The organism is Pseudoalteromonas shioyasakiensis, from assembly GCF_001550135.1.
Classification (GTDB): Bacteria; Pseudomonadota; Gammaproteobacteria; order Enterobacterales; family Alteromonadaceae; genus Pseudoalteromonas; species Pseudoalteromonas shioyasakiensis.
In genome coordinates this window covers 295,871-319,262 of the sequence record NZ_LRUE01000014.1, presented here as the reverse complement: position 1 = coordinate 319,262, position 23,392 = coordinate 295,871, and the positions used below count along the sequence as shown (strand labels likewise).

Sequence of the window (23,392 nt, the reverse complement as noted above, 5' to 3'; positions counted from 1 at the left end):
TTCGCGCAATAGTTATGAGTTAGAAAACAAATTACTAGGTTAAAACTACGGGCCAAGCTTTAATTTAGACGCTGGTAACTTCAAGCTATAACGATAGCGAGCAGTTCGCTCGTCCCTTTCACTATCAAAAAGATAATCACATGCCAATCCTTCAAGCACGCGTTGCAGCTCAGTTTTAATTTTATTGCGGTTTTGATCTAAGGTTTTGCCTTTTAAGCCTTCATCAAGATCACGTATCGCTTTTTGGTGACCACCATACTGCTGCATTAATTTGGCTAGCTGCTGGCCATTTTTATGATCAGGTTTACCCTGTGGCGGATTTAAATAAGCAGGCTCGGCTTCAAACTTTCTTTTTGCATACCAAAAATAATAAAGTAAAGGTGTCTTTGAAAGCCGGATAGGTACTCCATGGATAATCACTTGTTGATTTGCTAAGTCAAAGCATAACGCATCATCAGCCTCTGCTGCTTTTAATGCTTGTTCAATGTTTAAACCTTGCTTTAGGGCTATGCTAAACCAACATTGTTGCTGCTCTTTAAACGATGCCAATTGTAATTCTTGCTGTGCCGTTAAACCCTTTATTAAACCCTGTTGCTTCAAACCATCAAACCAGCGTAACTCTTCAATAGCAGTGCTTAATTTATCTTTCCCAGTCATTAATTGATCGGGTATAGGTACTTTTTGCCTGTTAGTCTGGAGCTTAAATATAAACTTGAACAAATAATCAATAAGTAGACCTACTGCAGTAAATGCGCTTGCCCAAAAAGCCACCAGCCAATAGTTAAAGTTAACCGAGCTATCAATGCTTGCATAGAGTGCGTGATTACCAAATTGCCAGTTAAGTGTGTCACTTCCTGAGAGCTGTATTTTACTTAGGTTTAATTCAGTCACAGTCAAAGAAGCAACTAAATCCCCCGGTAGCTTTGATACAAAAGTAATGTCATGCAAATCATCTAATAGTGAGTGGCTCATGCGCGAAAGTTCTTGGCTTTCATCTATGGCATTATTGAGTGAAGGGTTAACAACCTGAGGAAGCTGCTCTGCAAGTGTCATCATTAGTTGCTGCTTAGCATTTTGCCCAGATAAATAAATCAGCCCAACAAAAATAAGTAAAAATAATACAAGGGCTTTTAAGTAATTCATCTTAGCCCCTTATCGAGACTATAAGGATGCGTGGTATGAACCTTTAACAGCCTTGACTGATATTGCTGTAAATAGGTTACAAGGGACGGCGCTAAATCAGCATATTGATCATTAAGGTACCAAGATAAGGTTGATGAAACATGCTGTAAAGGCTGTGTTTTTGACGCTGGCCAACGCTTTAATTGCCCATGGTGACCGACACTCGGAATAATATCGAGTTTTTCTGCCAAGAAATCATTAACCAAACTTTCTCTATTCGGGTAAAAAACCAATTGTGCATTATCAAGCCCATGACCAAACTGTTTTAATTCACTCATAGGGGCTAAATAACCAGACTCACTGCGCTTGTCTTCGAGTAAACCTATTCGTTTATTCTTTAATGAATTTGCTGAAAGCTGCATATTGTCTTGATGTGAAAACCATGAAATCTGATAACTTGGCAAGCTTAATATTGCTGTATAAAAATCATCCCAATTTGGAAGTAGACCACTTAAGGCATAATCACGATTTAGAAAAAGCGCATAATTGTCACTGAGTAATTGTTCTGTGCTGAGCATTTCTCTGGGTTGCCAAGACACAGTGACAGTTTCAAAACTCTGCTTAGCGAGCAACGTATCGCATAAGGTCTGCGCAAACTCTTCAACCTGCCAATTAGTCGGCATATAAATATGAAAATGCTTTTTACCGCTCGTATTTTTTACTTTGCAGCTGTAACTGTATTGCTCTTTTAAAACCACAGGCTCAATTGTTTGCTGGCTTAAAAACACCATGGCAGGCAGTAAAACCAGTGTGGCAATAAGCAGTCTTAAAATAGTGAAAACAAAATTACGTGGCATTTTTTATTGTTAAAAGTATCTTTTAAATGACTAATTTATAGCATTTGTATTACAAACCTATGAAAAGCGTTTGGGTTAGTTTATTTGTCATAAAAACATCAAATTTAACTTTTCATGTCCCCTTATTTGGTTAAGTAAATTAACCAAAAAGACATCTCTAAAAATTACCAACCCATTGTTTAATAAATACAAAAATTTAAAAGATATCCCTGTATTTTATATCGATGCCGGTTTAACCAAACTGCAATATTTCTATTCCATTCTTTGCCCAACTTTTTAAAACATCCAAAATAACCCGGAGTATTCAAGTGACACCATTTGCTCGAAATCGATTAGCGGCTTGCGTAGTACTTGCCTGTTCATCGTCGTATAGCTATGCAGCACAAACAAAAGACTATAACGAAATAGAAGAAGTCGTTGCTGTTGCATCCCCTATCAAAGACAGCCAAAAAGCAGCTATTATGGCAAAGCAATCTGCCTCTAACTTTGTTGATATTATTGCTGCTGATACCATTGGCCGCTTTCCTGACCAAAACTTAGCGGATTCATTAGGTCGCGTTCCAGGCCTTGCTATTGAACGCGATCAAGGCCAAGCACGCTATATAAACTTTCGCGGTGCACCATTTCGTTACACCACAATTGCCATAGATGGCATGACCATTCCTGGCGCTGAAAATGGCCGTATTCCGCGTTTTGACAGCTTCCCGTCTGTTATTACTAGTCGTTTATCTGCCAATAAAGCAATTATGCCTGATATGCCAGGCGAATCGATTGCTGGTTTTATTAATATCGAAACTTTTAACCCGTTTGATGTTGAAGGTTTCTCACTAGCCACTGATGTAGGTTTAGGTAATCAAGCATTAGGGGATGGTGATATTAGTAAGTTTTCAGTGCGAACGTCATGGTCAGGCGAAAATGTAGGCATTAGTTTATTCGCATCACAAAACAGCCGTGAACAAATCACGGATAACCGCGAATTCGACTTAGAACAAGTGGATTCAGAGCTTCTAGTTAACGAACTTGATATGCGTAGCTATAAAGTAAAACGTGAAGACGAAGCCTATGGTGGCCGATTTGAATATCGTCCGAGCGATTCAATGAACCGTTTTTTCTTCAGCACGCTATACAGTAAATTCCAAGATCATGAAGAGCGCAACCAGTATGTGTTTGATTTTGCAGGCGGTGCAGAAGCTGCGGGCAGCAACCTAGCTGCAGGTGAAACAGGCACAGGCCTTGCCATGGTAAGCCGCTCTTTAGAGTATGGTTTGTATGAGAACTCAACATGGACCAACACACTTGGTGCTGATCTCCAGTTAGGTGATTGGTTTTTAGAAGCGCGTACAAACTTCACAAAAACCGAAAACGATGTGTTTTTACCCCTGCCTTATAGTTTATATGGCACAGCGGTCGCAAGCTATGATGTAACAGATATTAACGACCCTCTTGTCACACTTGCACCAGGCACTTCCCTTAACGATATAGATTATGGCTACGAAATGCTGCTGGTTTACGGTAGTGCGTTATCGATTGATAGCCTGCAATTTAAACTAGACGCAGAAACTGACTTTACTTTCGCAGGGCTTAACAACACCTTTAAAATGGGGCTAGGCCATGACCAGCGTGAAGCACAGGGCTATGGCACAAATGGTGGCATGGCATCACTTTATGGTATTGACCCAAGTGACTATGTAACTGATCAAGCGTGGCATACTGATTTCACAAACAGCATTAACGGCACTTACTACGATAATAAACAGCTGAGAGCTGATTTAGAAAGCGCATCAGGTGGTCTTACGGTCACCCCAGATAACCCCAGCAAAATCAATATTGATGAAAACATCACTACCGCCTATGCCATGGTGACCAACCAATTCAAATGGGGTTCTTTAGTCAGTGGGGTACGTATTGAAAGTACTGACTACACCAGCAGTGGTCCAGAAGGAGAACATTCTGATACCTTCACCGAAGTATTACCGAGTGTGAATTTAAATATTGATTTATCTGATCAAGTTAAATTCAGAGCCGCACTTTCAACGGGTATGAGCCGCCCTACTTACAATGAATGGCGCGCATCAGCATCGATTGATACCACAGAGCAAACCATCTCGGGGGGTAACCCGTTCTTAGAGGCAGAGTCTTCATATGGTGCTGATATGTCATTAGAGTGGTATGCAGGCGATGCAAGTCTTGTTGCAGTAGGCGCTTTCTACCGACACATTGATGATGTCATTTATGCGGATACGACCTATGTAGATGCAGGTAACTACATCAGTGAATTTGCCGGTGAACAATGGAAATACACAGGGTTTATCAATGGTGACGAAGGTCACTTCCAAGGTATCGAGCTTAACTTCATTGGTCAAGCCAGCGATTTTATTTCTGAGAGTTGGGATGGTTTTGGTTTCTCTGCCAACCTAACCCTCTTAGACAGTGAATTTACCACGCTTTCAGGTAGCAGCTTTAGTTTACCAGGCACATCAGACATGATTTTCAACAGCTCTGTTTACTATGAAAACGACCTATTCTCCGCGCGATTAAATTATCAGTATCGTGATGATTGGTTATCAACCACAGAAAACGACAGCATGGGTGAATATTGGGCTGCACAGACCCGTTTAGACCTTTCACTGAGTTACACATTAGCAGAGCCTGTGTATGGTTCAGATGTGAGTTTTTACGCCAACATCAACAACCTTACCGATGAAATTGACGTGCGTTACATCGGCACAGAAGCCACCCCTAACCAAATTGAACGTTACGGCCGCCGTTATATGGCGGGTGTTCGCATCAACTTCTAACCTACTTTTGAATTTTCAGCTCAGAGTTTAATCGCTCTGAGCTGACTAATAGCCAAGGAAAAAACATGAAAACAATCTTTAAAAAAATTGCCATTGCTGCTTTAGTCTCATCAACACTTGCAGCTTGCACAGCAACTGCGCCTAAAGTCGCTATTGAATCTGCACAAACTAATTTTAATAATGAAAACTACCAAATTAGCTGGCAGCAAGATATCCCTGCAGCTGTTGATGTGCTGGTATCAACAACACCAGATTTAACGAATGCAACACTCATTGCTGATGATATTACTACCAATGTATTTAATTGGTCACCAAGTGATGAGCATCAGCGTTACTACTTTTTTGTAAAACCAGAAAATGGTGAAGCAACTATGACCACAACGCGACTAATTCCACTTGAAGGTGGTCGTAACTTCCGCGACTTAGGCGGCTACAAAACCCAAGATGGCCGCACTGTTAAATGGGGCAAAATTTACCGTTCTGGGGTTTTAGCGAATCTAACAAACGACGACTATGCGCTTATCAATAGCTTAAATATCGATACCCTTGTTGATTTTCGTGCTAATTCAGAGCGAGATTCAGAAGTCACAGTGTGGGCTGCTGATAAGGTTGAAATCATCGACCGTGACTACGAAATGGACTTTGATATGGGACAAATTGGCAAAGTACTTCGTGATCCTAACCTAAGCCGTGAAAAGCTCGAAAATGTCATGGTACAAATGTATCCGCGAATTGTAGAAGACCAAAAACAAAACTACACACAGATGTTCGACCGCTTAGTAAACAAAGACGGCGGTTTATTGTTTCATTGTACGGCAGGAAAAGACCGTACGGGTATCAGTGCTGCATTGATTTTAACTGTGTTAGGTGTTGATCAGCAGACAATTATGAATGACTATCTTGCATCAAACGACTACCTCAATTTTGAAAATATGCTTGCTAAAGACACTGGCAAAATGGACCCAAAACATGCAGCAATGATGCAGTTTTTTGCCAGCCTACCAAAAGAAGTAGCGATGCCACTTAAAGGGGTCACTCAGCCTTTACTTGAATCTGCAATTGAGAGCATGGTGCAGCAACACGGAAGTGTACTTAATTACATTCAAGCTGAATTAGACGTAAGCGATGAAGACATTCAAATCCTGCGTGCCAAGTACTTATTGTAAATAACACTGCGTTCACTCCAAAGTTACCCTGTGTTTTTAGCGCCGGGTAACTTTATTCCTTCATTATAAAACACCATGCGATTACCCCCTTCATACTTTGCTTTGTACATGGCTTTATCGGCACACTGAATGAGATATTCTGCGTCACCATAATGCTCAGGGAACAATACGGCACCAATACTTGGCGAGTAAATAAGCTCTGCATCGTTATAAATTAAGGGTTGGCAAATCTCGGTTATTAATTCGTCAACCATTTCGATGACGTCTTTTTTGTGTTTAATGCTATTGAGGATCACCACAAATTCATCGCCCCCTAAGCGCCCTACACTATCTTCTTTTTTTAAGACATGACGAATACGCATAGCAATAGTTTTTAAGAGCTTGTCGCCAGCGCCATGACCATGAATATCATTTACTTGCTTAAAGCCATCAATATCGATAAACAGTACTGCAATCACGGTTGAAATGGTGTTCGCAATTGACAATGATTCCTCGAGCTGGGTGGTTAAGAAACTGCGGTTGGGAAGATCGGTCAGAGGGTCATGCCCTGCCATATAAATCAGTTTTTGTTCGAGCTTTTTTTGCTCTGTAATGTCATAAGCAATAGCTACTCTAACTTGCTTTTCTTTTGACCAATAAACAGACCACAAAACATGCACTACTCTGCCATCTTTTCTAACCCAGCGGTTTTCAAATCGTGGGTGCTGATCATTAACCACTATTTGGTTAATGGCATTGATGGTTTTGGCTCTGTCTTCTGGATAAACAAAGTCCAACATGTTTCTATTTATGGCTTCTTCTGGCGCGTATCCGAAAATTGTTTCAAAGGCTGGATTAGTAAAAAGTAACGTGCCTTTGGCATCAACTACGCATACTGCATCGAGTAGAAGCTCAATAATGTCTGACAAATAATCCGAGGTATCTTTGTTCATACGCAACTTTTAAGCTAGGTCTACACTGAGTATAGACGAAACCTAACAAGTCACTGAAAGTTTAGACCTTAATTGGATATAACTTTTTACAAAGCCAAGCTGAAATAGCGCTGAATACGGCAATACCCGCAAAATCAGCGATTAAATCAACAAAATCTAGCGTTCGAGATTCTACAAAATACTGGCTTAGCTCTTCTAAAATCACAAATGTACTTACAATCAGCACAGCTAAATAAATAGGCCGCCCAGCAACGTTCATTGTTTTAAACTTAAAGGCAAGGTTGATGAATAGCGTAAGTAGTCCAAATAAGCAAAAATGCCCCAACTTATCACCGTAAGGAATTGCCGCAACAAGTTCGAAAAACAGCGACTTTTGCCCAGTATTGGCAAGATAGATAACCCAACCAATAAAACCAAAAAAGCAGATAGCAATTAACACAAGAATACGTTGAAACATCTTTTATGGCGCCATATGAGAGGTTAAAAATAAAAATTGATAGGCAATCACTTTATTCCAATAGTGCCAGTCATGAATACCCGGACGCTCAACATAGTCATGGCGGATCCGCATTTTTAACATCGCCTGGTGTAGCGCTCGGTTTTGCTCAATAAAAAAGTCATCAACGCCTATATCAAGCATAATCGGTAAGGTATCAGCGCCTTTTTTCCATGCCGTATTGCCAGCAGCAATTTTATGAAGGTTATTAATAATGGCAATGCTATCCCATTTTTCTTTGTTTTCAGAGTAACTGCCTAGTACTTTTGCAAGGTCAAACTCTGCACTAAAGGGCCTAACATCAACCCCTGCAGATATTCCTGAAACTGCTGCAAACAGGTTTGGGTGATTTATTGCAATGTTCAAAGCACCAAAGCCACCCATTGATAAGCCTGTGATTGCACGGCCACTTTTAGACCGGTTGGTCGAATATTTAGAATCAATATAATTTAGTAAATCGTCTGCGATGTAGGTTTCGTATTGTGAGCTTTTGTCGATATCAGAATCGAGATACCACGAACCAAAATTGCCATCTGGATTAACTATGATGACATCATATTGGTCTGCCAGTTTTTCAATGTTTGTAAGCTTAGTCCAATCGCTGTGATTGCCACTATAGCCATGTAATACATAGATAACATTGTACTTTTTTGAGTCTTGATAGCCATCCGGTAATGTCACCGTTACGGGTTTTTCGATGGCAGTTTTTTTGCCCTTAAATATGTGGGTATCGGTTTGGTAGGCACAAAGCGGTAAGCTAAAAACGAGGGACAGCGTATAAAGCAACTTTTTCATCATTAATTCCTTTTTCTTATTATATTTTCATTTCTCACACTAGATGTAAATAACTGAATAGTTGATAGATTTTAATCTTAGTTTTTAAATTAAATGAACTGCTAAAAAACCACTCAAATGGTATAGTAACGCCACTTTGATTTTTAAAAAGCGTCGTCTATGTATCGTTTATTTGAGCGGATGACTAATCCGTTTCCTAAAGAGCACCCCTCTCAGCCACCTAATAGCTTATTTGCTTTTTGCCGTCATTATACCCGTGGCATGGAACTATCATTGCTGCTGATGTCGTTAAGTGCCGCAGCGCTCGCTATTTTAGAAGTATCGCTATTTAGTTACATGGGGCAACTTGTCGATTGGCTTGGCGAATACACCCCAGATACCTTATTTGTAGAGCAGCAAGCTGAGCTAACAAAAATGGCGGTTATGTTGCTGGTGGTGTTGCCTATTGTCGTGTTCTTTCACTCAGCGGTGTTACATCAAGCGCTGCTTGGCAACTATCCTATGTCTATCCGTTGGTTAGCACACCGTTATTTGCTTCGTCAGAGTGTTAGTTTTTATCAAAACGAATTTGCCGGCCGTATTGCGACAAAAGTAATGCAAACCTCATTAGCTGTTCGTGAATCAGTGATGAAATTACTCGATGTACTTATGTATATCGTGGTCTACTTCGGCGCCATGGTGTTTTTGGTCGCAGAATCTGACTGGCGTTTAATGTTGCCATTATTAGTTTGGTTAGTTCTTTATGCAGCTATTCAAATGTATTTTGTACCTAAGCTAAAGAAAGTAGCCAGCTCGCAGGCTGATGCGCGCTCAGAAATGACCGGACGTGTAGTTGATAGCTACACTAACATTTCAACTATCAAATTGTTCTCCTACACGCAGCGAGAAGAACAATATGCAAAAGATAGCATGGATGTGTTTTTACAACCGGTATATAAGCAAATGCGCTTAGTTACTAGCCTAAACTTCTCTATCAACACGCTAAATTACTTATTGGTATTTAGTATTGCTACCCTCTCTTTATATCTATGGTCAATTAGCGCCATCAGTGTTGGTGCTATCGCCATTGCGGTTAGTTTATCACTGCGATTAAACGGTATGGCACAGTGGATCATGTGGGAGATCAGTAGCCTATTTGAAAACATTGGTACTGTTGCTGATGGTATGAAAACCCTATCAACGCCGATTGAAGTGGATGATAAAGAAAACGCAAGCACTCTTACTGTTAATGAAGGGTCGATAAGCTTTGAGAATGTGCAATTTAACTATGGTAAAGCTGCCAACGAAACCCATCGCGGCCCTGTTATCAATGGCTTAAATTTAGACATTAAACCTGGTGAAAAAATAGGTTTAGTGGGTCGCTCTGGCGCGGGTAAATCTACCTTAGTGAATTTATTACTGCGTTTTTATGATGTTGACTCGGGCACAATTCGTATTGATGGTCAAAACATCGCTGAGGTAAGCCAAGAAAGCTTACGTAAGCACATTGCGATGGTGACGCAAGATACCTCACTGTTACACCGCTCAGTAAAAGATAACATTCTTTATGGTAGACCCGATGCAACTGAAGATGAAATGCTTGCGGCCGCAAAGCAAGCAGAAGCAATTGAGTTCATCGAAGACCTTGAAGACAGTAAAGGCAATAAAGGCTTTGCCGCACAAGTTGGTGAACGCGGTGTGAAGCTTTCTGGTGGTCAACGTCAACGTATTGCTATTGCACGAGTACTTCTAAAAGATGCGCCAATTCTTATATTGGATGAAGCGACCAGTGCTCTTGATTCTGAAGTTGAAGCCGCGATTCAAACTAGCCTAGACGATTTAATGACTGGCAAAACTGTAATTGCCATTGCACACCGTTTATCAACTATTGCGCAAATGGATAGGCTCATTGTGCTTGATGAAGGTGGCGTGGTTGAACAAGGCTCTCATGAGCAATTAATCGCACAAGGTGGCATCTATGCTGCCCTGTGGTCACATCAAACAGGTGGCTTTATCGGCGTTGAGTAGCTAGGTTTTCACTATTAAAAAAGGCATTGAATGAATTTTCGTTCAATGCCTTTTTTATTGTTAGCAATGCTGTTTAAATCAAACGTAAACCAATCAGAACGAGCATCACAATATTTGCCAAAGCAGCGATTAAAAAGAAATAGCTGCGTGGGCTTGGATTCTTCTCAGTAGCCACACCATAATACAGCAGCATATGAATGATCCTTGCAATCACATACACCCATATACACAGTGCAAATGCGCTGCTGTTCAAGTTTAAAAAGAACCCCAGAAATACGGTACCTAAAAATAACGGGGTATTTTCTAAGGTATTCATAAACGTGCGATGTGAACGAAACACAAAGCTGTCATGACTTAATGAATTATCGAGTTTACCAGGCACCGCATTGGGTTGTTTGGCTTTTGTGACAGCTGCAACTATCCACTGAATAGTAAGCATAATTAGAAAAACATACACAGCCGCATAAGCTGAAAAAGTAAGTTCAGGCATCTTCATTTCCTTTTCTATAACAACATGAATGCCTATTCCTTGCAAAAAACCAACCAATTTAAAGCACTGATTTATAAATGGTTATTTATATGATTTAGCTTTTTCAGTACCAATTGTTCGCAAAGTGTATAAATTTTACAGCGTTGCTGAGCAATTTATGAAGTAAAAATAGATGTTAGTATTATTTGAAACTTAAGAAAACTAAATTTATTTTTACAGGTCGCTAAACTAAAACGGTGCTTTAAAAAGCACCGTTAGTTTTGCTGTACTTTTATTCAAATTATTGAATATAAGCCCCACCACAAACAGGGTTGTAAGTGCCTGTGATATGGCCACTTTTCTCGCTTGCTAAATAGCGCACTGTGTTCGCAACATCTTCCGGTTGAGCAATTTTTTGCGTCGGTGTGTGTTGCCTAATCATTTCTTTAAACTCTTCTGGCGCTTCTTTTGTTGCATCTGTTTCTACAAGGCCAGGCGCAACGATATTTGAAGTGATCCCATAAGGACCAAGCTCTTGAGCCAAATATTTATTGAAACTATCAAGCGCGCCTTTTGCAGTACCGTGAGCAATAAAAGCGGGTGCTGGCATTTCTGATAAAGTACTTGAAATAAATATTAATCGACCAAACTGCTTTTCTTTCATTACTTTAGCTGCAAGTTGAGCTGTGTTGTAAGCCGCAAACATTTCATCATTTAATTTTTGAGAAAATTCTTGCCAAGTTTGATCAAGAAATGGCTTCGAAGTAAAACTCATATTCGCATTTGAGATAAGTGCATCAACTCCGCCATGCTGGCTAATATTGTTGATCATTTCTTCAACTTGAAGCGGATCTCGGACGTCTGCTTTAACAGCAAAAGCCTCACCACCATTTGCGATAATTTCATCAGCAAGCTTGTTTGCAACTTCTGAACTATTTACATAATTAATAAATACTCGGTAACCCTCAGCAGCCAACGCCTTTGCGCAAGCTGCACCAATACCACGCGCACCACCTGTAATTAATGCATTTCTTTTAGACATACTAATTCCTTATTAATAAAAAATATAATTTAAGATTTGAGCAAAGATCGAAGATTTGAGACAACCTTAACTAATAGCTCTTGCGATTCATTTAAACCTTTAAGATCAATATGATTTTGAGAATCATCTAATACACCCTGAGCAATTTTTGTGCATTCGCTTACAACATCGAGTGACTGCTCTGTCAGGTTAACCAATTTAGTACGGCTATCTGCTTCCGACTTAACTCGCACAATCCAGCCATTTTTCTCTAATACTTCTACTGAGCGGCTTACGCTTGATTTTTCAAGATACAAAATGTCACAGATTTGGCTCTGTGATATGGAGCCATATTGCTTTAAAGTTAAGATCACTCCCCATTGTTCCGCAGTGATATTTATACCTGCCTGCTTAAACCGAGAAGTTAAAAGCCGATTAAATAAACGGCTCGCTAAACCTGTTAAATGTCCCATAGAGACCGTTAAAGGCACTTCTAATTGGTGTTTATTGTTTTTCAAAAGCGTTCACCACATATAGTTGCATATACAACAAAATAACTTAAATAAGATTTACTTGCAATTAGCATTATTCAACTTTCTTAAATTTCGATTCAGGTTAGCCTTGTTGCTATTTCTACTTTACCGCAGCCTTAAGAGCCTTTACCCTTACCTATTGATCATTTTGTGGTATGAATAATATTTCCCCACAAAAATACTAAAACTCTAATAATAAAGGTTTTTTATGCGCTTAGGTCCCGGACTTCTGGTCACCGCTGCTTTTATTGGCCCAGGTACCATCACCACGGCAAGTGTTGCTGGTGCTAATTTTGGCTTTGCTCTTATTTGGACTTTATTGTTCTCTGTCATAGCGACTATTTTGTTGCAATCTATGGCAGCTCGTCTTGGTGTGGCTACAGGGCTAGATTTAGCCTCAGCACTTAGAACCACCATTCAAACACCGGTATTTAAAGCCCTGGCTGTAATATTAGTAATAAGTGCGATTGGCATTGGCAGTGCAGCTTATGAAGCAGGCAATCTGACTGGTGCAAGTTTAGGACTACAAGAAATACTACCTTCTGTAAGCCCATTACTCTGGACTCCCCTTATTGCAGTTTTAAGTGCAGTTCTTTTGTACACTGGCAAACATAAAGTCATTGAGGGTGCGTTAATTGTTTTAGTGGTGTTGATGAGTTTAGTGTTTATTTCAACGCTGGTGATGGCGGCTCCGCCACTTGGTGAAGTGCTAAAAGGATTTATACCTAGCTTACCTGATAATTCAATTACCACGGTACTTGCATTGATAGGCACAACAATTGTGCCCTACAACCTGTTTTTACACTCTGGGGTACTTGCAGAAAAACACGATAGTTCAAAAAATATCGACAAAGTAATCAAAGAAACAAACCTTGATACCGGTATTTCGATAACTTTAGGTGGCATAATCACGTTAGCTATCTTATCAACAGCCTCTGTGGCTTTTTACGGTACCGATGCAGGTAAAATTTCAGCGGCCAATATGGCTGTGCAGCTTGAGCCACTTCTAGGTGGTATGGCCCATTATTTCTTTGCTATCGGTTTATGTGCTGCCGGGCTTACTAGCGCAATCACCGCACCGCTTGCGGGTGCTTACGCTGTTTGCGGCATGCTTGGTTGGTCAACACAAATGAGTGATACACGTTTTAAACTGGTTGCTATCACTATCCTTGTTTTCGGTGCACTGGTCGCATCGCTTGGGCTTGATCCGGTTGCGGTTATCATCTTTGCGCAAGCTGCCAATGGTTTATTACTACCAATTGTGACCTGTTACCTTGTTTGGTTAGTGAATCAAAAATCGGTGATGAAAGGCTACACTAATTCGCTGTTACTTAACCTTGTAATTGTGCCAGTAATACTGCTTATATTTGGCCTTAGCCTTTATAAACTAAGTAATCTAATTTTTTAGTTTGAAAAAATATTATACCAATTAGCTTAATTAAGTGAGCTATTTTGAGGCAATAAAACCTCGTTGATAACAAGGCAAAAATTTCGTTATTTAGTTGTTCTAAATGAGAAGTTTTTAACGCAGGTAGCGACAGGTTTAATACCTCAAAATGTTTAAGTATTATTGCTGATTGGTATTAAAAAAAGGCCGCAAATTTGCGGCCTTTTTAATGCTTAAACGCTTATTTAGTATAAGCGCGTGGCATCGCTGAATCAGTTGTATAACGGTCGCGTAGTTTGTCTTGACGCGCTTCGGTTGAAACCTCTTCACCGTTGATCCACATTTTGCTTACGTGTGAGTTAAGCTCAAATGGATCTGCAGACCACATAACTAGGTTTGCACGTTTACCTTTGGCAATTGCGCCTGAGTTTAAACCAAAAACATCAGCAATATTGCTGGTTACTGCGCTAAGTGCACCTTGTTGGCTCATACCGTATGACACAGCATTACCTGCATCAAAACGTAATTGGTATACATTGTGGCTTGAATCACCAGCAACACCAATAATGACTTTTACACCGGCTTTTTCAAGCTTACCTGCGTTAGCAAGGTTTGCATGTAATGAGTCAAAGCTACCCGGTAAGTTAGCCATCGAGCTGATGATCACAGGAACATCCGCTTTAGCTAGAGCATCCGCAACCACAACAGCATCATCACCGCCATGAATCACTAAATTGATGCCATAGGTTTCTTTTAACTTAACAAGTTCATAGATGTCAGATGCGCGTTGAACACTCGCAATCAGTGGCATATCACCAGCAAGCACAGCTGCTAGCACTTTTTGCTCTGTTGATGGCTCTTTTTTGTCGTCTTTTTTAGCTGACTTTTCGCCTTCAAGCTTGTCGATAAGTGTTTTCATCGACATAGCACGTGAGCCTTTACTCTTTTCACCTAAATGAACAACAAGTGCAACTTGCTTTTTATTTACGCTTTCAAAGCTACCTGATAGATCAACTACAGATGCAAGACCCGCAAAGATACTGTCACCGCCGTTTGGTACAATCACGTCTTGAGTAATGCCGCCTTTGCGAGCATAAGGAATTAAGCTACTGCGTGGGTTGAATGCAAGGCTTGGATCAAAATCAATGCCCGCTTTGTCGTCACCACCATCGCGTGACCCTGCAACAGCACCCACTTCGACTAAGCCTAATTGGTTCATAGTACCAATAAAGCCAGCAGTCACGATTTGGCCTTTTGCATCAATGGTTGTATCCGCGTTGATAGACGCAGGGTTAATAGCAACAATTTTGCCATCTTCAATAACAACGCTTGCGCCTTCAAGTACGCCTTGCTCTGTTGAAGTGTGTAGTGTTGCATTTACAATCGCTACCGATGCAGCACTTGCTGTCGCAGAAAATAAGCCAGCAGCAACAAGTGACAGCTTTAATGATTTAGTTAATTTTGTCATCAATGTTACTCCTATTTTTGACCTAGCATGAAATCACTTTGTGCTTGGTATTTATCATCGTTACGATCATAAACTTTGGCACCATCGATAAATACTTGTTCAGCTTTTGCATAAACACTGAATGGGTTTTGGTTCCAAATAACCACATCAGCTTGCTTACCTGCTTCAAGTGAACCTGTTTTATCATCAATACCTAGCGATTTAGCCGCGTTTGAAGTGATCCACTTGATTGCGTGTTGCTCAGAGATGTCATAACCCACATCATTCGCGCGATACATCACCTTACCAGCTTCTTGGTTTAAGCGTTGGATAGTTGTATCTGAATCAGAGTGAACAACGGCACATGAATTTTTAACAGCATCTACAATTGCTACGTTCTCTTGAACCATATCGTAGGCTTCCATTTTAAAACCCCACCAATCTGGCCAAAGTGCCGCACAGTTACCGTTCTGGGCGAGTAAGTCAGCAATTTTGTATGCTTCAACACCGTGATGGAAAGTACCTGAGTGATAACCGAACTCTTTACCAAGGTCGATCATCATGGCCATTTCTTCTGCTTTATAACAGTGGTTATGGATTAAAATGTCACCTTCTAACACACCAGCTAGCGTATCTAGCTTAATGTCGCGATGAGGTGCTGCAGGGTTTTTACCCGCGGCATAATCACTTTCGTACTTATCCCACTCGCGTTTGTACTCAGTCGCTTCAATCCACGCTGTGCGATAGCCCGCCATGTTACCCATACGCGTTGATGGTAAAACACCTTTGCGGCCATAAACACGTTTCGGGTTTTCACCACATGCCATTTTTAAACCATACGGTGCTTCAGGAAACTTCATACCCTGCATCGTGTGCGAAGGAATGTTTTTAAGCGTTACACCACGGCCACCAATTAAGTTAGCTGAACCTGGTAGAATTTGTAATGACGTAATGCCGCCTTCACGAGCGCGGTTAAAGCCAGGGTCTTGTGGCCATACTGAATGCTCAACCCATACTTCTGCAGTCACTGGGCTGGTCATTTCGTTACCATCTTGGTGAGATGCCACCGATGGAGTTGGGTATGCACCTAAATGTGAGTGCACGTCAATAATACCCGGTGTTACCCATTTGCCTTGTGCATCAATTGTTTTATCAGCTTGAACAGAAAGGTCTTTACCTACTTGTTGTACTTTGCCATCGACAAAGAATACATCTGCGTCATCTAAACGCTCGCCTGTGCCGGTTAAAACAGTGGCATTAGTGATTAACGTACTTTGTGATGCAAGTGGTTGATAAGTGCTTGGGTATGGGTTTTTGTTAATTGAGACTTTTGGATCTTGCGGGCCATTGTCTTGGCAACCCGCTAACGCGACACCAAGCGCCATAACCAACAAGGATGGTGCAAATTTTTGCATTCTTACGTTCCTCTTTTTTATTATTTAATTACTTTAACTAATTGTTAATTCTAATGCGAGTAAACGAGGCCAGTCACCAATATTCAAGACGAACAACCAGCCTCACAGAGCACTATTTCTTTATGTAGTTGTTATATAGCTGCTCTAACGCACCTTCGGTCGTCAAGCTCGGATCTTTGTTGATAAAATGTTTCACAGTTCGAGTTACAAAGTCTGAGTTTTGCTTATGCTGCTTGGCAAAACTTTTAATCAGTGAATCAGCATCGTTAGTTGCGGTTACTTTTTCGTGTCGATGGCGGTATTGACTAAATGCACGGTTAAAATCGCCGTTATAATCTTCTACCACCAGCTTATAGAATTCTGTTCTGTCGACTTGTAAATCATTAATGCTGTAATTAAGCGCGTCTTTAAAGTCATGAAAGACTTTGCCTTGCACATCAAATTCGGCACGCTTCTCACGAATAGTGACACTGGCATCTTCAGTTGCATAGCTATAACCTTGAAATGCTACTCGCTCAGCTGCCTCTGCACCTAGCTTCATGCCGGCCTTAATACTGTGCACAAACTCATCACTCATATCGTGAAGTTCACTCTCATGCCACATGCGATAAATTCTCAGCGCTTTTGCATACTTTGTTGAAAGTTTCTTTTTAAGCTTTGTAACTCGCCCATCAATCGTCAGCACTCGTTCGTTATGCAGTAATGCAAAGCACTCATAACATGCTGGAATTGATATAAATTCAGCCTCTTCGCCTAAATCTATAATACTTTGCAGCATATGCAGTGGCGGACAAAAATCTCGCTCAGTTGCTTCACAACCACAATAAAAACATTGATTAAAGTGTTTTGATTCAGATGCATAGGCTTGTTGATAATAGCCTGCTAATTTTGTGGTCACTCATGCTCCTTATACTCTGATTAGCCTTTTTAAGAAAAGCTAGAGTTAATACTTAAATGTAACAGCTACGTAAAAATTAAGCCTTTAATACGAGCCAAAACACGTTTTAAAAAAATAAATGAAAAAAAATTCAACCTATTTGTGTCAAAATTCACACTTTAAAATAGCACTTATCAAGCGGTTAGTTTTACTTGTTCACATCTACATACTTACTTACATCTTGTCGATTTTCATTAACAGCAATTGTTCTTGTTTAGCGTAATACTTTAAATGTGCCCAGCAAACAGGAAGTGTGAAGTATCCATAAAAGCGAGGTCGCACATACTAAACGTAATACGGACAACAACTGGAGAGAAAGATGAATACGTTAACTACAGCACTAGGTACAGCATTAATTTTAGGTTCTTCATTAGCAGCAACTGATGCAACTGCAGCACAATTTGTCGCAGCAGATGACTCTGTAGGCACGCAAGCTTGCATGGCCATTGCTTCTAACAAACCATTAAACGTATCAAGCACAATGCGCGATCTACGCTTAAGCAAACGAGTAATGACAGAAAAACTACTTTGCAATGATATGACGACTGATAAGTTTGCAAGCACTTATGGTTTTCATAACTCTGCGAAATACTTAAATTTTGAAACAGCAACAAAAACAAGTATTCAAGATATTGCTAAAGTATCTGATGACACAGTGATTGTTATTGCTGGTTCTAAATAATGATGAATTCACTGTAGCAGGTCTTTAAAGGCCTGCTACAAATTCCTTCTTCATTAAACTAGCGCAGCGATCAGGCCAAATAGGCCACCAAATACTCCGCCCCAAATCACTAACCAACCTAAATGTTCTTTGATCATGGTTTGAATAATATCTTTCACCATGGTTGGCGTAAGCTCATTCAAACGCTCATCAACTAAACGCTCAACAGTACTGTGCAATGAGCCACCAAGATGAGAGTTGGCAAATAGCTTTTCATCTAGAATCGTTTTAAATTCGTCGCTCTTTGAAATATCAATCACCGCTGCTTTCATTTTTTCAATGAAAGGTTCACGCATCGGCTCAAGCGCATCACGGCCACCAAACATTGATAGCATGCCACCAAATTGTGAGTTTTCGATAACCTCAATTAATGAATCATAAGCCGGACTTAAATTAACTTCACTGATCACTGGCTCTAAATCAATATTTGGCTTAGCGAGCGCCATAACCTGATCTATTTTCTCTTCGGCGAAGAACTCGGTCATTACCAAGTTACGAATAGCCACCTTAAAAGACGCAAACTTTAAAGTTATAACCCCAGAGCCGTATAAAAATGGTACTTTTTCGAATAGCATGTGAATAGCAAGCCAGTTAGTTACTGCGCCCGATAACGCAAATAAACCAACAGAAAGCACAATTGCTTGTTCAAATAAAAATCCGACTAATACTAAGGCAAGCGCCACTAAATTAGTAATGAGACTTTTATTCATCTGACCCCTCATAAATACTTCGATAAACTTTAACAATATTAACGCTATGGGTTTGTTAATTCATCGTCTTTTTGCCATAGTTTAATTATATGGTTAAAAGGTGAACAAAATTATGTGGAATTCGGTGAATGAACAGATTAGCCAAGCGATGCACTTTGATTTTAAGCATACCTTTAAGCGCCAATTACAATCACCCAATAACGACAAATACTTCCAAATTGGTGATGATCTACACCACTTTTTTGTGAAAGTCGCTCACTTGAGTGATCTGGAGCGCCTAGAGTGCGAAGCCTTTAATCTTGAGCTATTAACCCAAGAAAGCTTATTTATGATCCCAGATTGCATCACCACAGGTTGCAATATTGAGTTTTCATTTATCGTGCTTGAATGGTTAGAGCTTGATAAAAAGCCCCATACCAATTGGCATGAAATGGGGGAGCACCTTGCCCATTTACACCAAAAGCATACCCAAGCTATGTTCGGCTTAGATAACGACAACTTCCTTGGCCCTACTCTACAACCAAATCGCTGGCACAAAAAATGGGATGTATTTTTTGCTGAAGAACGCATTGGTTGGCAATTACAGTTATTACAAGAAAAAGGCATTGAGCTTGTCAATCAAGACACCTTCATCGCTTTTGTTAAAGACGCACTGCATAGCCATGTTGTAGAGCCTTCGTTATTACACGGAGATTTTTGGCGTCGAAATATGGGCTTTTATAATAATGTTCCCAGTGTATTTGATCCTGCTTGTTATTATGGTGATCGGGAATGCGATATAGCAATGAGTGAGCTATATGCGCCACTGCCTGATAGCTTTTATGATGCCTATAACGAAATCTATCCTCTGCAGGTAGGTTACGAGCAACGTAGAGCCATCTATCAACTATACCCTATGCTCAATAATGCCAATATCTTTGCAGGGCACTATCTTACTGAAGCAAAACAACAAATTGATCAGCTACTGAAATAAGCGAGAATTCACTGTAAAAGGAATGTCACAAACCGCTAAACACAGCTATATTTAGCTTATAAAGCGTATTAATAAAGATGCTAACCGAATTGGTAGCACTACGCTTACATCTATTCGGTTAGTGAGTTATATCAATCTAATTAAATCTAGATTCATTTTTGATGAGTTAGGGTTTAATGAAGATTGCAATTTAACGAACTCAGGCATGCCTGATTAAGGTAAAAGCTGATGAAAGACCAATACACACAACGGATTTCATGCCCTCACTGTGGCCACCACATTCATGTTGCACTTGATGCAAGCGACGGTGACCAAGATTACTATGAAGATTGCGCAGCATGTTGCAATCCCATTCATTTAAATATGCATATAGATTACGCACATAACAAACTCGAATTACATGTCGATAGTGACGACGAGCAAATTTTTTAATTTGCTCGTTTGATGTATTTATTTTGCTTGTTGCGAAAGATAATTTTCGACCGTGTTGATAATGGTATAAGTTTGCTGATCAACTTCGATATTTAACTTATCACCTTCGCGGTAGTTATCGAGATTGGTAATAGAGAGTGTTTCTGGGATCAGGTGTAGCCAAAAGCCCTGCTCATCAACTTCACCTACAGTGAGGCTTGCCCCGTTAACGCTCACAAATCCCTTATACAAAACGTATTTTTGCCACTCTTTTGCTAATGCTAATTGCATCTTACAGTTATCTTGAAAATGGTTAATTGAAAGTATCTCGGCCATACAATGAATGTGACCCGACACGATATGCCCACCTAGTTCAGTACCAAAAGTCACTGAACGTTCAAAATTTACCGTATCATTGACAGCCAGCATACCTAGGTTGGTTAACTTCAATGTTTCATCAATCACATCAAAATTTATAACACAGCAGCCTTTCGTGTCTGATGCAAACTTCACCACGGTTAAACAACAACCATTAATGGCTATGCTTGCGCCGATATTCAGGTTTTCAGCATATTGCTGATCTACTTTTAAAGCTAGCCTTAGTACACCGCCTTGGTTAGTAGCATCAACCACAACGGCTTGCGTTTGCACAATTCCAGTGAACATCGCTTTCTCTTTTTTCATTAAATAGATAACTGCGATTTTTATTGATCTATGAATAGATTACAATGGCTGTCTGTTTATTTAGTCGTGTAATTTATGTCTTTTTGTAGTTGGGAAGCCAAAAGGTTAATTTCGTTAGCCATTCCTGTTTTTTTGGCACAGGTAACCCTTATTTTAATGACGGTTGTAGATACCGTGATGGCAGGCCAAGTGAGTGCAACAGACTTGGCAGCACTTTCTATTGCAACGGGTATTTGGAATCCGTTAATGCTTGCGTTGCAAGGCATATTATTGGCGTTAACTGGGATCATAGCGCAGTTTGCTGGTTCAAACGATAAACAAGGTATTAGCCACTACTTTCAACAGGGCCTGTATCTGGCGTTAGTACTTGCCATAATCGGTTTAGGGCTGGCAAGCCTTGCTGATACAGTGCTTAGTCAATTAGATACTTCACAGTCTATTACAGAATTAGCCGAGCAATACATTCATTTTGTTAAATGGGGTATTTTCGGTTTTTTACTTTTCAGTGTGTACCGCAATATCACTGAAGGTATGGGAATGACCAAACCTGCTTTTTACATTAGTTTAATTGGCTTAGCAGTTAATATTCCGGCCAACTACGTATTTATACACGGTAAATTAGGTTTTCAAGCGTACGGTGGCGCGGGCTGTGGTATTGCCACGGCGCTGGTATTTACAGCAATGGCGTTAACTCAGGTTATTTATTGTCACTTTAACAAAAAGATTGATGCCAAAGCATTGCTAGCCAATTTCGAAGCGCCAAAGCCCGCTACTTTGTGGACTATCACCAAAGTGGGTATTCCAATTTCATTAGCTACTTTTTTTGAAGTTACACTATTTGCTTGTATTCCTTTGTTTATAGCGCACTTAGGTGCGGTTGCTGTTGCCGGTCACCAAATTGCGGCTAGTGTAACGACATTATTGTTTATGATGCCGTTAAGCCTCTCAATTGCCATTAGCATTCGAATAGGCAATTTGTTTGGCCAACAACATTATCAGCAGTTAAAAAATGCCGTTAAAACGAGTTATATTCTCGCGGCAATTATTGCTTTTTTACTGGCAAGTGTGACCTTTTTTGCCCGTGATATTATAAGCCAATTGTATTCTGACAACCCTGAAGTATTGGCCCTTGCCTCTTCAATCATGGTACTTGCTTGTATCTACCAGTTACCAGATGCCCTGCAAGTTTCTGCCAATGGTATTTTACGTGGATTGAAATACACGGCACCAATTGGTTATATCACCTTTGTATCCTATTGGTTGATCGGCTTTGCGCTTGGCTTCGTACTTGCTCGTACAGATTTAATTGTTCCAGCACTGGGCCCTCATGGCTTTTGGATAGGCATTATTGTGGGGTTAAGTGCCGCAGCAATTATGTTGATGTTCACTGTTCATAGGCGATTTAAACATGCACCTTTTTTGCAAAACCAATAGCCTTTTAAACTCTATCATCGCAACAGCGTGTGTGGCACTTATTGCCTGCACGCCCGCCTCCGGTGATGTAAATCACACCTATGCGCAAAGATTAGAAAACGTACTTAAGACTGAAAGTTTTAAACTCTCTAAACCAAGTACACTCACTGTTAACCACTTTTCTGAAAATACTGAAGATAAAGCAACCATTGGCATGCTTGAACTTGCCCAATTACGCCAATGTAAACTTGCAAACCTTATTGCTGAGCACAATAACCAGCTTGGCAAAACAGCAACGCCTGCTAATGTTCTTAGTTATCAAATTAAGTTTATTCAAAGCGCAAATGAATGCTTAGAAAGCTTTGATGAGCAAGGTGAGCTAGTTGAAAAAATAAAACTCACCGCAGTACAAAAGCAAGCAAACCTATCAAATTACTTTAAAGCTATGCTGCTCAACGAAAGCGAGTTTAAGCAAAGCTGGCAGCTAAGTTCGACACACATTGATGAAAACACCGCAGGTTTTAGTGAAACCGTGAGCGCGATGGAGCAAATTGCTAAATTAAACAAGCATATTAATAACGGCAAAATAAACGCTATAGAGCCTGAGCAAATCATCAACCAACTCGAAGTATTAAATCGCTTTAAATACAACAAGCTTCTTATTTCGGCAGCAAGGGTGCAAACACATTACAATCAACAATTAACAGCGCTGCTCATGAAGTATTCAAAAGATGATCTCTGCCCTGCCAACAAGAATAAACAAAAAGCGCAAACGCTTAGTAATGTGTTTAAAAAGTTTTATTTAGAGCAATTACAGCCTTATCAATCATTCTTAGTGGGTCGATTAGAAACCCTACAACCTCTTTACCAGCAAATATGGCATGACACCGAAATGGCCCAGTTTGTAGATAGCGGCAGTAATGCCGCAATTTTACAAAGTCTTAAGCGCTCTGCGAAAAGCCATGTTACTTGGTGGCAAGGTTTTTACAGAACGTGCGAAATTAGTCCGTTATGAATAAAAAACCAGCACTTAGCATAAAAATAGCTAAAGCTGCTTGATTCACACAACCAGTCGCTATATATTAGCCTCCGTTGTTT

General features: G+C 40.2%; 22 protein-coding genes. 9 read left to right on the top strand and 13 right to left on the bottom strand.

Annotated features, from left to right (window positions below; translation table 11 throughout):
* Positions 1-45: 45 nt before the first annotated feature.
* Together PASHI_RS08725 and PASHI_RS08720 are read right to left on the bottom strand one after the other, a co-directional pair.
* Positions 46-1,143: a hypothetical protein gene (locus PASHI_RS08725; protein WP_062565296.1), complete on the bottom strand. Its 1,098-nt coding sequence runs from the start codon at positions 1,141-1,143 to the stop codon at positions 46-48.
* Complete coding sequence (locus PASHI_RS08720) at positions 1,140-1,979, bottom strand: type 2 periplasmic-binding domain-containing protein (protein ID WP_062565295.1); 840 nt, start codon at positions 1,977-1,979, stop codon at positions 1,140-1,142. The genes PASHI_RS08725 and PASHI_RS08720 overlap by 4 nt, the downstream gene beginning before the upstream one ends.
* A 308-nt stretch (positions 1,980-2,287) precedes the next feature.
* On the opposite strand from PASHI_RS08720, the gene PASHI_RS08715 reads away from it, so the two are divergent.
* Together PASHI_RS08715 and PASHI_RS08710 are read left to right on the top strand one after the other, a co-directional pair.
* Positions 2,288-4,777, top strand: coding sequence for a TonB-dependent receptor (locus PASHI_RS08715; RefSeq protein WP_062565294.1), 2,490 nt, complete (start codon positions 2,288-2,290; stop codon positions 4,775-4,777).
* Positions 4,778-4,842: 65 nt separating this feature from the next.
* A complete protein-coding gene (locus PASHI_RS08710; RefSeq protein WP_062565293.1) occupies positions 4,843-5,943 on the top strand; it encodes a tyrosine-protein phosphatase in 1,101 nt (366 codons plus the stop codon).
* Positions 5,944-5,966: 23 nt separating this feature from the next.
* Here PASHI_RS08710 and PASHI_RS08705 read toward each other — a convergent pair whose 3' ends face one another.
* The 3 genes from PASHI_RS08705 to PASHI_RS08695 form a co-directional block, all read right to left on the bottom strand.
* On the bottom strand, positions 5,967-6,875 hold the full coding sequence (locus PASHI_RS08705; RefSeq protein WP_062565292.1) for a sensor domain-containing diguanylate cyclase: 909 nt from the start codon (positions 6,873-6,875) through the stop codon (positions 5,967-5,969).
* A gap of 61 nt (positions 6,876-6,936) precedes the next feature.
* Positions 6,937-7,332, bottom strand: coding sequence for a VanZ family protein (locus PASHI_RS08700; protein ID WP_062565291.1), 396 nt, complete (start codon positions 7,330-7,332; stop codon positions 6,937-6,939).
* 3 nt (positions 7,333-7,335) lie between these two features.
* Complete coding sequence (locus PASHI_RS08695; RefSeq protein ID WP_244269381.1) at positions 7,336-8,169, bottom strand: alpha/beta hydrolase; 834 nt, start codon at positions 8,167-8,169, stop codon at positions 7,336-7,338.
* 156 nt (positions 8,170-8,325) lie between these two features.
* Here PASHI_RS08695 and PASHI_RS08690 point away from each other — a divergent pair, with 156 nt between their 5' ends.
* Positions 8,326-10,173 (top strand): ABC transporter ATP-binding protein, encoded by a 1,848-nt coding sequence (locus tag PASHI_RS08690; RefSeq protein WP_062565289.1) that lies wholly within the window; start codon positions 8,326-8,328, stop codon positions 10,171-10,173.
* 73 nt (positions 10,174-10,246) lie between these two features.
* Here the strand turns inward: PASHI_RS08690 and PASHI_RS08685 are convergent, their stop codons facing one another.
* From PASHI_RS08685 to PASHI_RS08675, 3 genes are all read right to left on the bottom strand, one after another.
* Positions 10,247-10,663: an MAPEG family protein gene (locus PASHI_RS08685; protein WP_062565288.1), complete on the bottom strand. Its 417-nt coding sequence runs from the start codon at positions 10,661-10,663 to the stop codon at positions 10,247-10,249.
* Positions 10,664-10,943: 280 nt separating this feature from the next.
* Positions 10,944-11,684, bottom strand: a complete 741-nt coding sequence (locus PASHI_RS08680) for an SDR family oxidoreductase (protein ID WP_058584926.1) — start codon at positions 11,682-11,684, stop codon at positions 10,944-10,946.
* A gap of 29 nt (positions 11,685-11,713) precedes the next feature.
* Positions 11,714-12,181 (bottom strand): MarR family winged helix-turn-helix transcriptional regulator, encoded by a 468-nt coding sequence (locus PASHI_RS08675; RefSeq protein WP_208855489.1) that lies wholly within the window; start codon positions 12,179-12,181, stop codon positions 11,714-11,716.
* A 223-nt stretch (positions 12,182-12,404) separates the two neighbouring features.
* Here PASHI_RS08675 and PASHI_RS08670 point away from each other — a divergent pair, with 223 nt between their 5' ends.
* Positions 12,405-13,604: an Nramp family divalent metal transporter gene (locus tag PASHI_RS08670; protein WP_062565286.1), complete on the top strand. Its 1,200-nt coding sequence runs from the start codon at positions 12,405-12,407 to the stop codon at positions 13,602-13,604.
* A 220-nt stretch (positions 13,605-13,824) separates the two neighbouring features.
* On the opposite strand, the gene PASHI_RS08665 is transcribed toward PASHI_RS08670, so the two are convergent.
* The 3 genes from PASHI_RS08665 to PASHI_RS08655 all read right to left on the bottom strand — a co-directional run bounded on the left by PASHI_RS08665 (position 13,825) and on the right by PASHI_RS08655 (position 17,343).
* Positions 13,825-15,051 carry an amidohydrolase family protein gene (locus tag PASHI_RS08665; protein ID WP_058584924.1) on the bottom strand — a complete coding sequence of 409 codons (1,227 nt, stop codon included), beginning with the start codon at positions 15,049-15,051 and terminating at the stop codon, positions 13,825-13,827.
* A gap of 11 nt (positions 15,052-15,062) precedes the next feature.
* Positions 15,063-16,445 carry an amidohydrolase gene (locus PASHI_RS08660; RefSeq protein WP_062565285.1) on the bottom strand — a complete coding sequence of 461 codons (1,383 nt, stop codon included), beginning with the start codon at positions 16,443-16,445 and terminating at the stop codon, positions 15,063-15,065.
* Positions 16,446-16,557: 112 nt separating this feature from the next.
* On the bottom strand, positions 16,558-17,343 hold the full coding sequence (locus PASHI_RS08655; protein ID WP_062565284.1) for a hypothetical protein: 786 nt from the start codon (positions 17,341-17,343) through the stop codon (positions 16,558-16,560).
* A gap of 358 nt (positions 17,344-17,701) precedes the next feature.
* On the opposite strand from PASHI_RS08655, the gene PASHI_RS08650 reads away from it, so the two are divergent.
* Positions 17,702-18,064, top strand: a complete 363-nt coding sequence (locus PASHI_RS08650) for a DUF3718 domain-containing protein (protein WP_062565283.1) — start codon at positions 17,702-17,704, stop codon at positions 18,062-18,064.
* 53 nt (positions 18,065-18,117) lie between these two features.
* Here the strand turns inward: PASHI_RS08650 and PASHI_RS08645 are convergent, their stop codons facing one another.
* The gene (locus PASHI_RS08645) at positions 18,118-18,813 is read right to left on the bottom strand and encodes a hypothetical protein (protein WP_054561387.1); all 696 of its coding nucleotides are present in this window, start codon (positions 18,811-18,813) and stop codon (positions 18,118-18,120) included.
* A gap of 112 nt (positions 18,814-18,925) precedes the next feature.
* On the opposite strand from PASHI_RS08645, the gene PASHI_RS08640 reads away from it, so the two are divergent.
* Entirely contained in the window at positions 18,926-19,786 is an 861-nt protein-coding gene (locus tag PASHI_RS08640; RefSeq protein ID WP_062565282.1) for a fructosamine kinase family protein, read from the top strand.
* A gap of 228 nt (positions 19,787-20,014) precedes the next feature.
* Positions 20,015-20,218, top strand: a complete 204-nt coding sequence (locus PASHI_RS08635) for a CPXCG motif-containing cysteine-rich protein (protein WP_054561385.1) — start codon at positions 20,015-20,017, stop codon at positions 20,216-20,218.
* Positions 20,219-20,236: 18 nt separating this feature from the next.
* Here PASHI_RS08635 and PASHI_RS08630 read toward each other — a convergent pair whose 3' ends face one another.
* Positions 20,237-20,863, bottom strand: coding sequence for a riboflavin synthase (locus PASHI_RS08630; RefSeq protein WP_062565281.1), 627 nt, complete (start codon positions 20,861-20,863; stop codon positions 20,237-20,239).
* 93 nt (positions 20,864-20,956) lie between these two features.
* Here PASHI_RS08630 and PASHI_RS08625 point away from each other — a divergent pair, with 93 nt between their 5' ends.
* A complete protein-coding gene (locus PASHI_RS08625) occupies positions 20,957-22,315 on the top strand; it encodes an MATE family efflux transporter (protein ID WP_062565280.1) in 1,359 nt (452 codons plus the stop codon).
* The gene (locus PASHI_RS08620) at positions 22,290-23,309 is read left to right on the top strand and encodes a DUF3080 family protein (RefSeq protein WP_062565279.1); all 1,020 of its coding nucleotides are present in this window, start codon (positions 22,290-22,292) and stop codon (positions 23,307-23,309) included. Before PASHI_RS08625 ends, PASHI_RS08620 begins: the two co-directional genes overlap by 26 nt.
* Positions 23,310-23,392 lie beyond the last annotated feature (83 nt).

What these genes read in the sequence shown, in the direction of transcription:
- PASHI_RS08725 (WP_062565296.1), bottom strand. Translation starts at nt 1,143, where the DNA reads ATGAATTACTTAAAAGCCCTTGTATTATTTTTACTTATTTTTGTTGGG.
- PASHI_RS08720 (WP_062565295.1), bottom strand. Translation starts at nt 1,979, where the DNA reads ATGCCACGTAATTTTGTTTTCACTATTTTAAGACTGCTTATTGCCACA.
- PASHI_RS08710 (WP_062565293.1), top strand. Translation starts at nt 4,843, where the DNA reads ATGAAAACAATCTTTAAAAAAATTGCCATTGCTGCTTTAGTCTCATCA.
- PASHI_RS08705 (WP_062565292.1), bottom strand. Translation starts at nt 6,875, where the DNA reads ATGAACAAAGATACCTCGGATTATTTGTCAGACATTATTGAGCTTCTA.
- PASHI_RS08700 (WP_062565291.1), bottom strand. Translation starts at nt 7,332, where the DNA reads ATGTTTCAACGTATTCTTGTGTTAATTGCTATCTGCTTTTTTGGTTTT.
- PASHI_RS08695 (WP_244269381.1), bottom strand. Translation starts at nt 8,169, where the DNA reads ATGATGAAAAAGTTGCTTTATACGCTGTCCCTCGTTTTTAGCTTACCG.
- PASHI_RS08690 (WP_062565289.1), top strand. Translation starts at nt 8,326, where the DNA reads ATGTATCGTTTATTTGAGCGGATGACTAATCCGTTTCCTAAAGAGCAC.
- PASHI_RS08685 (WP_062565288.1), bottom strand. Translation starts at nt 10,663, where the DNA reads ATGCCTGAACTTACTTTTTCAGCTTATGCGGCTGTGTATGTTTTTCTA.
- PASHI_RS08680 (WP_058584926.1), bottom strand. Translation starts at nt 11,684, where the DNA reads ATGTCTAAAAGAAATGCATTAATTACAGGTGGTGCGCGTGGTATTGGT.
- PASHI_RS08670 (WP_062565286.1), top strand. Translation starts at nt 12,405, where the DNA reads ATGCGCTTAGGTCCCGGACTTCTGGTCACCGCTGCTTTTATTGGCCCA.
- PASHI_RS08665 (WP_058584924.1), bottom strand. Translation starts at nt 15,051, where the DNA reads ATGACAAAATTAACTAAATCATTAAAGCTGTCACTTGTTGCTGCTGGC.
- PASHI_RS08660 (WP_062565285.1), bottom strand. Translation starts at nt 16,445, where the DNA reads ATGCAAAAATTTGCACCATCCTTGTTGGTTATGGCGCTTGGTGTCGCG.
- PASHI_RS08650 (WP_062565283.1), top strand. Translation starts at nt 17,702, where the DNA reads ATGAATACGTTAACTACAGCACTAGGTACAGCATTAATTTTAGGTTCT.
- PASHI_RS08645 (WP_054561387.1), bottom strand. Translation starts at nt 18,813, where the DNA reads ATGAATAAAAGTCTCATTACTAATTTAGTGGCGCTTGCCTTAGTATTA.
- PASHI_RS08640 (WP_062565282.1), top strand. Translation starts at nt 18,926, where the DNA reads ATGTGGAATTCGGTGAATGAACAGATTAGCCAAGCGATGCACTTTGAT.
- PASHI_RS08635 (WP_054561385.1), top strand. Translation starts at nt 20,015, where the DNA reads ATGAAAGACCAATACACACAACGGATTTCATGCCCTCACTGTGGCCAC.
- PASHI_RS08630 (WP_062565281.1), bottom strand. Translation starts at nt 20,863, where the DNA reads ATGTTCACTGGAATTGTGCAAACGCAAGCCGTTGTGGTTGATGCTACT.
- PASHI_RS08625 (WP_062565280.1), top strand. Translation starts at nt 20,957, where the DNA reads ATGTCTTTTTGTAGTTGGGAAGCCAAAAGGTTAATTTCGTTAGCCATT.
- PASHI_RS08620 (WP_062565279.1), top strand. Translation starts at nt 22,290, where the DNA reads ATGCACCTTTTTTGCAAAACCAATAGCCTTTTAAACTCTATCATCGCA.